The sequence below is a fragment of the Silvanigrella sp. genome, from assembly GCF_044369315.1.
Classification (GTDB): Bacteria; Bdellovibrionota_B; Oligoflexia; order Silvanigrellales; family Silvanigrellaceae; genus Silvanigrella.
In genome coordinates, this window is sequence record NZ_JBIPMD010000118.1 from 1 (window position 1) to 9,827 (window position 9,827).

General features: G+C 28.1%; 10 protein-coding genes. All 10 read left to right on the forward strand.

The window, feature by feature from the left end; genetic code table 11:
* Positions 1-97: 97 nt before the first annotated feature.
* The 10 genes from ACIQ56_RS10315 (at position 98) to ACIQ56_RS10360 (ending at position 9,707) form a co-directional block, all read left to right on the forward strand.
* The gene (locus ACIQ56_RS10315; RefSeq protein WP_397600978.1) at positions 98-376 is read left to right on the forward strand and encodes a hypothetical protein; all 279 of its coding nucleotides are present in this window, start codon (positions 98-100) and stop codon (positions 374-376) included.
* Positions 369-1,004 (forward strand): hypothetical protein, encoded by a 636-nt coding sequence (locus ACIQ56_RS10320; protein WP_397600979.1) that lies wholly within the window; start codon positions 369-371, stop codon positions 1,002-1,004. Before ACIQ56_RS10315 ends, ACIQ56_RS10320 begins: the two co-directional genes overlap by 8 nt.
* A 16-nt stretch (positions 1,005-1,020) precedes the next feature.
* A complete protein-coding gene (tssK, locus tag ACIQ56_RS10325) occupies positions 1,021-2,358 on the forward strand; it encodes a type VI secretion system baseplate subunit TssK (protein ID WP_397600980.1) in 1,338 nt (445 codons plus the stop codon).
* A complete protein-coding gene (locus ACIQ56_RS10330) occupies positions 2,355-3,068 on the forward strand; it encodes a DotU family type IV/VI secretion system protein (RefSeq protein ID WP_397600981.1) in 714 nt (237 codons plus the stop codon). The genes tssK and ACIQ56_RS10330 overlap by 4 nt, the downstream gene beginning before the upstream one ends.
* A gap of 19 nt (positions 3,069-3,087) precedes the next feature.
* A complete protein-coding gene (locus ACIQ56_RS10335) occupies positions 3,088-5,247 on the forward strand; it encodes a hypothetical protein (RefSeq protein WP_397600982.1) in 2,160 nt (719 codons plus the stop codon).
* A 194-nt stretch (positions 5,248-5,441) separates the two neighbouring features.
* Complete coding sequence (locus ACIQ56_RS10340; RefSeq protein WP_397600983.1) at positions 5,442-6,272, forward strand: hypothetical protein; 831 nt, start codon at positions 5,442-5,444, stop codon at positions 6,270-6,272.
* Between the two features lie 13 nt (positions 6,273-6,285).
* A complete protein-coding gene (locus ACIQ56_RS10345) occupies positions 6,286-6,939 on the forward strand; it encodes a hypothetical protein (protein WP_397600984.1) in 654 nt (217 codons plus the stop codon).
* Between the two features lie 102 nt (positions 6,940-7,041).
* Positions 7,042-7,575 carry a type VI secretion system contractile sheath small subunit gene (gene tssB / locus ACIQ56_RS10350; RefSeq protein ID WP_397600985.1) on the forward strand — a complete coding sequence of 178 codons (534 nt, stop codon included), beginning with the start codon at positions 7,042-7,044 and terminating at the stop codon, positions 7,573-7,575.
* A 23-nt stretch (positions 7,576-7,598) separates the two neighbouring features.
* The gene (gene tssC, locus ACIQ56_RS10355; RefSeq protein WP_397600986.1) at positions 7,599-9,092 is read left to right on the forward strand and encodes a type VI secretion system contractile sheath large subunit; all 1,494 of its coding nucleotides are present in this window, start codon (positions 7,599-7,601) and stop codon (positions 9,090-9,092) included.
* Positions 9,093-9,131: 39 nt separating this feature from the next.
* Positions 9,132-9,707: a hypothetical protein gene (locus ACIQ56_RS10360; RefSeq protein WP_397600987.1), complete on the forward strand. Its 576-nt coding sequence runs from the start codon at positions 9,132-9,134 to the stop codon at positions 9,705-9,707.
* Positions 9,708-9,827: the final 120 nt, after the last annotated feature.

A 9,827-nucleotide genomic window follows, 5' to 3' on the forward strand; every position in this document is an offset into this window, starting at 1 on the left:
GTAAGCTCAATCGCCCCTTGCTTGAATTCGCTTGTATACCTTCTTTTGGTTAACACCATTTCAACACCTCTTTCCTATAAGTTTTTTTCGGATCTGGGTGTCTACTTTCTTAGGGGAGGATCAATATGTTAAGGTTTACAAGACATATATTATACCAACCGAATCTAAAAAAATGGTCACAGTAAATATTCCAAAAAATTGTAAATATATTTACATATTTAATCGTTATAGCTCACAAGAAAATGCCTTTCCTATAAAAGTAAACTCAGAAAGTAACATTAGAATGTTATTTGATAAATTAAAGATTGAAGTCAAAGAAATTGATCCAAAATCGAATGAACTCGAAGCAACAATTAAGGAAGATGACAATGCTTAAAGGAAAAATATTATTCTCTATAATTGCATTGTTACCTTTAAGTTTAAATGCAATTGAAATTGAAACTCATGAAATTGATACAGCATATCCTGCTGATATTAGGCAAAATGTTATAAATGTAAATTCATATCAAGATTTTGATAAGAATGTAGGATATTATTTAGATCAAGGCCTTTATCTATCTAAATTTGGAAATAAATATACACCTCTATTGTCGACACAGCTTGGTATAATACTAAATAACTCTTTTTCAATTTTTTCTGGCATACAATATTCAGTTACAAAAACAAATATTGAATATCAAATTGAAGAAACAACTGAATCCGTAATTATGAATCATTATAGCTCATTCAATGCTGGAATTGGTTATTCCTTTTTTGGAGAATATTTTATACATCCAAAGTTAAGGGCAACTTTTGGAAGAGCTTATTTTGAAATAGAGAATGAAGAATTTAAATTAATAAACAACTTTGACTATTTTAGCCCCGCTATTTCTGCTGAAATAAATTTATGGAAATATGTCACACTCGAATTGGGTATTCAATATCGTTATATTTTTAAAGCTTCACAAAAAGTAGCAGACAATAATGTTGAATATATGTTTCATCTATTTATTGGAAATTTTTAATTAAAGGTAATATCTAATGATACAAAAAGATCTTGGATTTTCAATAATACCAAAAGCAGTGAATTGGAAAGAAGGAAATGTTCTTCATCCATCGGTATTATATTATGAATTTCAAAGAATTGACATAATAAATAAACAACGTTTTTTAATTGAAAATCCAAACTTTTATGGAATTCATAAAATTAAAATAGAAGAAGACGAATTACAATATAATATTTTTAAAATTAAAGAAATTGAGTGTATTTTTTCTGATGGAACTCTATTTTGCAAAAATTTTGAAAATGAGTTTGAACTTAAAATAGATTTAAATCAGTATAAAAATAATCCTATTGAAGAAACCTATATTTTTCTTTCTATTCCAGAGTGTTCACCAAAGAATTTTGTTTTTGGGGAACAGGACTCTCGCTATAAATCCTCTAAGACACAAAGTCTTAATGATTGGGAAAATGAAGAAAAACAATTTATTACTTTAGACGAAAACATATTTTTGCATATGGATACTCATCCTCCCGTAAATTGTGCCTTTTTACCTTTAGGAAAAATTAAAATTGATGATGGCGTCATTCATTTTTTAGAATATATTCCACCAAGTCTTTCCATAAAATCAAGCGATAAATTATATCAAATTTCTCTAAGTTTAATTGAATTTATGAGAAATAAACTTGAAATTTTAAATCAAGATATAGATTTCATTAAAAATACGGAAAACTTTTTAAGCTATATTGAAAAAACTCAATTAAATATCAATTTAAAACATGCGATCTCAAATATTGAATCTATCATGCAATTAAAATCAACTACACCCGAAATTTTTTATAAAGAATGTTGTGTTGCTTTATCGCTAATAAGCTCAATCAATCAAATTTTTGAGAATATGGAAAATACCATATATGATCATACAAATATCAAATATATTTTTGATAATATTATTTCAAAAATTCAAAACTCATTAGAGCAAGAAATTTCTGAAAAATATAGAACTTATCGTTTTAATAAAAAAGATAACATTTTCTTTATTAATTTAAATAATAAGCTTCCTGAATTCATAAAAATTTCAATAAAAAAACAAGCAAATACAAAAGATGAAGAAATATTGGAATGGCTTAAAACAGCTCTTATTTGCGAAAAAACAGATATGGAATTTAATTTAGAAAAAAGAGCTATTGGTTTTGAAAGAAAACAAGAGTTTTTAAACCCAGATATTATTGTTAAAAAAGATTTCATAACGTTTAACATTCAAACAAAAGTAATTGAAAATAAAATTGATAATGTAATCATAGTTACGCAATCAAATTCAATGCTCAATATGTTTGAACCAGAAGAAATTTACTTATATCAAGAGAAAGTATCATGATAAATTCAAACTTAGTAATTAATGATATTTTTTCTGATATAAATAAATTTATAGATGAATCTATATCAAAATTAAATGAACATATATATGATGCCGTCAATACGGATTTATTCAATTCAATAGATTGTGAAGAAAAGGTTAAAAATTTAAAAAATGATTTAATTGTATATTTTAAAAATCAACAAAAATATTTGAAACAAAACAGAAGATCATCTGATATAAAAATAATTGATGAGATTATCTTCACAATAATATGCTTTTTTGACGAAACTTTTATCTGTTTAAATTGGAATGGAAGACAGTTTTGGCGATTAGATTCTATTGAAAAAGCTCTTTATACTTCGCAAGCAGGTGGAGATCTGATTTTTAATACGATCGAAAAATTAATACAAGATAAGAATACAAAAGACGCTGAACTTGCAAAAATTTATTATACATTGTTGAAACTTGGTTTCAAAGGAAAATACCGTGAACTCGATTTTACTGAAAAATATGAAGAGCTAACAGAGAAACTAAGAGAAATATTTTCAGATTCCACAAGTATTGGCAAAGAATTCGAAAAACCCTCTTATTTAGTGACAAGAAATAAATATGAGAATTTTATAAAAAAAGAATCAATTTATTTAACAATAAAATATATTTTTATTGCAATTGTTGTTTCTTTTTTAATTGGTGAAATATACTGGCATATTATGCTTAAACTTAACTAATCAAGTGGTAATTTAATTTATGATTAAAATTGTCTTAATAATTTTATTTCTTTACAGTATATTTTATATTGCAAGAAAAATTATTTTCTTAAAAAAACGAGAGTTTAAATTTTTAAGAAAACCTGCACTAAAAAATTATTTTTTGGATTATTTTTATTTTCAATCCATTAAAAAAGATTTTAAATATAAAAAATACTTTTTCATTTTAGATGAAAATACAACTAAAATAATAGAAAAACTAAATCCTGAAACAAATAAAATTTACAATTTTCCAAAAGAATCTTTATTTTCTGCAATTTTTGTAAATAATACGAGTTATATCATCTTAAACACAGAAGTCCTCAATCAAGAGCGTAATCCCGAAATGCAAGCTCTTAAAAGACGTTTCATTCGAATTTTAAAGAGAATCAGAAAAAATAATGATTTTTATTTATTTAAAGGAATTCTTTCTTTCAAAGATAATGAAGATATTTCCAATAATAAAAATAATCCAGATGAACTAAATGCCATTGTTTTTCGTGACTATTTTGTACTTTCAGAGTTAAATGGAATTTATAAAGCTGAAATTCCTTATTATTCATTATTAGAATTACCAATTAAAGGAAACTATTCTGAAATTATTTCAGATTTTAAAATTAAAGACAATACAAAAATAGTAGGATTTTGTGAGTACCCTTTTCATTTTGAAAATTCTAATATTACTCAGCAAAGTTCAGATAAATTTATTGAAAATTATAAAAGACTTCTCGATTTTAAAAAATTTAATGTTGTTCAACAAAATTTAGATTCAAATGAAATTAGAAAATATATTGGAATTGTTTCTTCCTTAAAAAATGGGGTTAGCAATTGTCATAAAAACTATAACTATGAAATTGAAAAAAACCTTGAAAAATATAAAATTAATCTTTGTTCCGCTGGTATGTTCTTTTATCATTTAGATCATCCTTCCATGATCAATATTGAGTCTCTTTTAAAAGAAATTTCAGAATCGCAATTTGAAAATATTAGATTAAATAACAATCGTTTTAATAAGTATCAAAATGTAATTGTTGCGGGAGCAGGTGTTGCTGGAATCACAACCGTAGCCCTTGGGGTTGGTTTAACGGATTCTCTTATAAATTTTCATAAGGAATACGATAAAATAAGCCACATAAATAATAAAATTAAAGAGTATAATTCACTTTCTGATTTAGGAAAAAACTCTAAAATTACGAATATTTCTTGCGAAATCATAAATGACGCCTATCATTTAAGTAGGATGGATAGCAATTATACTTTTATCATTCCTTCTTGGAGTAAAAGCTCTTCTTCTTCTATTCAAGAACAATATTCAACCCATTTTTCTAAATTTTTTAATAAAAATTTAATTCATTCTTTCAATAAATATGTGAACGATACCGTTGTTATTACTGCTCATGATGATATTTCGAACTTTTCAAATCATGACCAAGCTTACGCTTATGCCTCAGACAATGTTAGTAGAATGTCGCGTATCAATAATATTTATAGCAAACTTAATCACAAAGATTCCGATTCATTTAGTGAATCCGTTAACCAAATGCTTCAAACAATTTATGGAACGGATAGTAATTTAACTCAATGTAACTTTGACTTTAAATCAAATGCAAAAATTGCTACATTACAAAGTAAAAATTTTAAGCTCGAACTTGAAATGAGCCATGACGCTTTTCAAAAAAAATCAAAAGATAAATTTGATAAAGTTCTCGAAATTTTAGTTACATCTCAGTTTAATAAAAAGAAACTCGATGCACACGCTTATTCAATGAATAAATTATTTAGTACTGCTTTTAAAATTGAGCAACCTAACTTTAATTCTTTGAGTAACGAAGAAAAATTTAAATTTATAAAACAAATTGTAGCCGATTATTTAGCACTAAAAGAATTTGCTAGTATAACTTCTCAAACAACAAAATCGGTTGATGAGTTTATCAATACAAATCATTATAATGTCTTGTATACAAGTCTTCAAAATGCATCCATTATCTCTAAAAAAGACATCGATTTTTATAAAAAAAGAATTGAAGACATATTTAAAGACTTTAAAGACATCATGCTGACCTACCAAATTAAGGAATTTGATCAAAAACTCTATTTAATTGAATTAGATAAATCTGTTGTAATTCATAAAGATATTGACTTTTATTTTTTTAACACTTAAGTAAAATTATATCTGATTATACCGCTTTAAATTCATCAAATGAACACTCTTTAGAGGCTTTAAATGAAATTCAGTATTTTAATATCGAATTTTTACAAACAGTTTTAAATAACACCATTAATTTAGACAATATTATTAAATCATTTAAAGATAAAAAATACACACCGAATTTACAAAATAAAATTGAAAGCACTTTGAAATTTATTGTAGAGTTGCATCTAATTAATAATAAAAATAAATTATTTACTTCTTCTTATCGCTCAAATTTGAATACCATTGAAAATTCTCAAGATGACCATGTAAAAAACCTTGTAGAATCATATCAAGTTATTAAACAAATGAACACGTTTGTTACAAAATACCAGTTATCTCAAATTGCTCAAACAATTTTTCCTTTTGTCTATTCAAAAATTAACCACAATTTTCAAACATTAAAAGGGAAATTAGTTAGTGCAGGTCTTTACGCTGGAACAACATCAAATTTTAACTGGTGGAATGGAGAAAGCCCAGCTGCCCAAAGATATTTTGCTGTTTCAACCGAAGCTGAATTGTCCGAATATCTTCAAAAACAAAAGGGAATTATTTTAAAAATATACAATGACCAAGTTTCTCCTCTCATGACAATACATGAAGAATTAAATTTATCCTTTAAAGACTCTTCCGAAATTGAAAGTAGGGAATTTTGGAAACGTATTAAGATTGATTTAATTGAAAAATCGGAAGTTGGTTCCATTTCATCCTTAAATGACTTTATTTTAAACTCATTAAATAAAACAGTGACGGAAACTTGTTATAAATATTTAAAATCTATTCAAATCAATCGCCGTAACGATGAAGATTATTTTGATGTGATTAAGTTTAACCTTGCCAATAAATTTGGTAACAGATGCCAATCTTTATATTATGAAAGAAGCATAATTGAATACAATTTAATCTCTAAAATGTTTAATCAAAAGTTATCGAACAAATTTCCTTTTATTGAAACAAATAAAATCGCAGATGGGGCAATATGCCTTATTAGATGATGTGAAGTCATTTATGCAAAGTTATTTAGTTTTTGCAAAATCTTATTTAAGCTTTTTGAAAGAATATTATCCTAGTTTCTTTAAGCCAGAATATAAAGACTTTATTCAAAAAACGAATAAGTTTTATTCCTTCATGGCTTCGGGCAAAGACTCCGATGGTAAAATTAAATTTCCAGTAGAATTTTTCTTTCGTGCAGATAGACAAAATGAAATCAATGGTAATAAAATATTAAATTGGAAATTAGAATGTGGCTCTGAAAAATTTGGTTCAAACCATGGAACACAAGAAGAAGCTAGTTTTAAATGGACTTTTGGAGACCCATGTAAACTTTCATTTAAAATTTCAAAGTCTAATACAATTAAAGTAACAAATAACGATATTCAAAATGTTGTCTCCGATGAAAATAATCCATGGGGTATGCTTGCTTTAATTATGAGATACCGCGATTGCAAAGACGGAAGTGATAATTCAAACAAATTAAAAATGAACTTAATTCATGCTAATGGTGAAAACGCAATTTTATTTAATTTTAATTACAAATTATTTAAAAATAATAGTTTAAATGAACAAATTGCAATTCCAAAGTTCCCCGTTTTTGCTCCAGAAGTAAAAGACCAATCAAGTCGGGTTTCACAAGATGAAAGTTCAGAGTTACCAGATATTTAACGGATATAAATTTTAGTATTTGGAGGATTAAACATGAAAGTTTAATTATCGATCAATTTATTAATTGTTACAGGGAAGTGTAAAACATAAAAGGAGACATAAATGTCAGCATTAAGTATTCAACATAAGTTAAAAAAAGTAAGACCACCTAGAGTACAAATTACATATGATCTTCATGCAGAAGGCGGCTTAAAACCAAAGGATCTTCCTTTTGTTATTGGCCTTATTTCAAACTTATCTGGTCACAAAAATAAAAAACCTCAAAAAATAAAACAATGCCAATTTTTAACAGTTGAAAAAGAAAACTTTAATTCAACAATGCAAAAAATTGCACCAGAAGTTTCATTTACAGTAGAAAATACACTTAAAAAAAATGGCTCAAATTTAGCTGTTAATTTAAAAATGGAAAGCATGGCTGATTTTACTCCTGGTAAAATTGCAGAAAATCATCCTACTCTTTCAAAACTTTTAGAAGTAAGAAAAAAATTAATTGACCTTCAGTCTAAAGTAGACAGCAATGAATCTCTTGAAGTGATTTTGAAAAAGTTAATGGATAATAAAGGAGCTCTAAAAAAATTAGCAGCTGCTCCTGAAAAATCAAAATCACAACCTGAAGAAACAAATTCTAATATTTAAAAGAAGAAAAAGAAGGGATAAACATGAACGCACAAGCAAGATACCAGGAAGTAATGGAAGCTGATTTATCATTTTTAGATATGAAAGATTTTGATATCAGTGAAAAAATTCTTGAAGTAATACACAGCGATATTGATGATCAGCAAAAAGAAAACTTCAAAAAAATGTTGCAAGTATTTGCAGAAGAAGTTGTTCAAGAAAAATTAAATACAAAAAATGATTTTAATAAAATGATCAATGAAAGAATTTCTGAAATTGATGAATTATTAACTGAACAAATTAACAAAATTATTCACCATGCTGAATTTCAAAAATTAGAAGCAAGCTGGCGTGGCCTAGAAATGCTAATCAATAATTTAGAACCCGATGATAAATTAAAAATTCGTGTTCTCGACGCAACAAAAGATGACATTCTTTTAGACCACCGCACCGCTCCAGACTGGGACCAAAGTGGACTCTTTAAATTAGTGTACGAAAGCGAATACGGTACTTTTGGTGGTGAACCATTTGGAATGTTAGTAGGTGATTATTATTGCTCACGTAGTCAAACGGATATCGAATTTTTAAGAGCTGTTTCTTTAGTTGCCTCTGCTGCTCACGTTCCTTTTATTTCAGCTGCAGGTTCTAAACTATTTGACATGGATTCCTTTACCGATTTAAGCAAGCCAAAAAGCTTAGAGCGCATGTTTAATTCTGTAGATTATGCAAACTGGAATACATTCCGTTCTAAAGAAGAATCTAAATATGTTTGTTTAGCTATGCCAAGCGTTATCATGCGTAATGAATATTCTGACGATGGCATTCCTGTTAAAGAATTTAAATTTGTAGAAGATTTAAATGAAAAAGATCACGAAAAATTCTTATGGGGTAATGCTGCTTTCTATTTAGCAGACAGAATTGGGCAATCCTATCGTCAATTCTGTTGGTTCCAAAATATCCGCGGTGTTGAAAATGGCGGAACCGTTGATGGCCTCCCTATTTACCTATTTACAGATGAAGAAGGTAACAGAGTTCAAAAAAATCCTGTGGAAGTAACAATTACCGACCGTCGTGAAAAAGAATTAGATGACCTTGGTTTCTTAAGCCTTGTTTACAAACGTGGTACAGACCAAGCCGTATTTTTTGGCTCCAAGACAATTCATAAATTGAAGGAGTATGACAATGATCTAGCAAATGCAAATGCATCATTAACTATACAAATGCCATACATAATGGCTATATCTCGCTTTGCTCATTATTTAAAGAGTATTATGCGTGATAAAATTGGAAGTTTTTCAATACCAGAAGGTGTCTCTGCTTATTTAAACAATTGGATTTCCCGTTACGTTATTTTATCTGATACTGCTTCCGACTGGGTAAAAAGCGCATTTCCTCTACGTGAAGCACGTATTGACGTCTCAACCGTTCCTGGCAAGCCTGGTGTTTACAGCGCAGTAATGTACTTAAGGCCACACTTCTATTTAAACGAATTAACAATTTCAATGCGTTTAGTTAGCGAGTTACCAGCAGGTAAATAACTTTTTTTTAAACAACTCATAATATGATGGAGTATCATTATGACAGATACACAAGTAGCACCAGTTCCAAAGTCACAAACTAAGTTAGCAATTTCTTTCTTTGACTATGATCCTAAAAATGCAGCTCACCCAGAGTTGCCTGCTTACTTATTAATTCAAGAACTCAACGGCGAATTTATGCCAGAGTCTACAATTAATACTTCTTTAAAAGAAAGAACATTCAAAAACTATCCTGTAAATGTGGAAATAACTCTTTCTTCTCCAGAAGGCGCAGAAATTGAAGATATTTATGCTCAGCTTGAACAATCTAAGCTAAAATCTGCAAAAATTCTTGAGTACGTAGAAGACCAAGATCGTTCTCCACTTTATGTTAAGCATGGTGCTTACCTAGACATTCATGTTAAACTTGCTCTTCCTGTTCTAGCAGCAGACGGCAAAAAAACTCTAAAAATCATTATCAGCAATGCGACTGGTTATGTTGGAGTTAAATATGCTGCGAAAAACCAAGTTCAAGGCAACCCAGTAATTCTTGACCCACAACTCATTACTTACGAAGATCTTAAAAATATCAAGGTAACACTTGGTTCTTATAAAGATTTTGCTTTAAAAGCTTAATTTAAAGTAGTTAAAAAGGAGTTTTATTATGGTGCGCCAAGATAAGTGCGTAAGAACCAGTGAGTGCGAATCTCACCCACGTAAAGATTAGCCATCAGCGTGGAAGTAAGCAGTGCGATT

Bases quoted from the DNA above. Each gene is read 5' to 3' on its own strand.
- ACIQ56_RS10345 (WP_397600984.1), top strand. From the start codon at position 6,286: ATGCAAAGTTATTTAGTTTTTGCAAAATCTTATTTAAGCTTTTTGAAA.
- tssB (WP_397600985.1), top strand. From the start codon at position 7,042: ATGTCAGCATTAAGTATTCAACATAAGTTAAAAAAAGTAAGACCACCT.
- tssK (WP_397600980.1), top strand. From the start codon at position 1,021: ATGATACAAAAAGATCTTGGATTTTCAATAATACCAAAAGCAGTGAAT.
- ACIQ56_RS10335 (WP_397600982.1), top strand. From the start codon at position 3,088: ATGATTAAAATTGTCTTAATAATTTTATTTCTTTACAGTATATTTTAT.
- ACIQ56_RS10320 (WP_397600979.1), top strand. From the start codon at position 369: ATGCTTAAAGGAAAAATATTATTCTCTATAATTGCATTGTTACCTTTA.
- ACIQ56_RS10360 (WP_397600987.1), top strand. From the start codon at position 9,132: ATGACAGATACACAAGTAGCACCAGTTCCAAAGTCACAAACTAAGTTA.
- ACIQ56_RS10330 (WP_397600981.1), top strand. From the start codon at position 2,355: ATGATAAATTCAAACTTAGTAATTAATGATATTTTTTCTGATATAAAT.
- tssC (WP_397600986.1), top strand. From the start codon at position 7,599: ATGAACGCACAAGCAAGATACCAGGAAGTAATGGAAGCTGATTTATCA.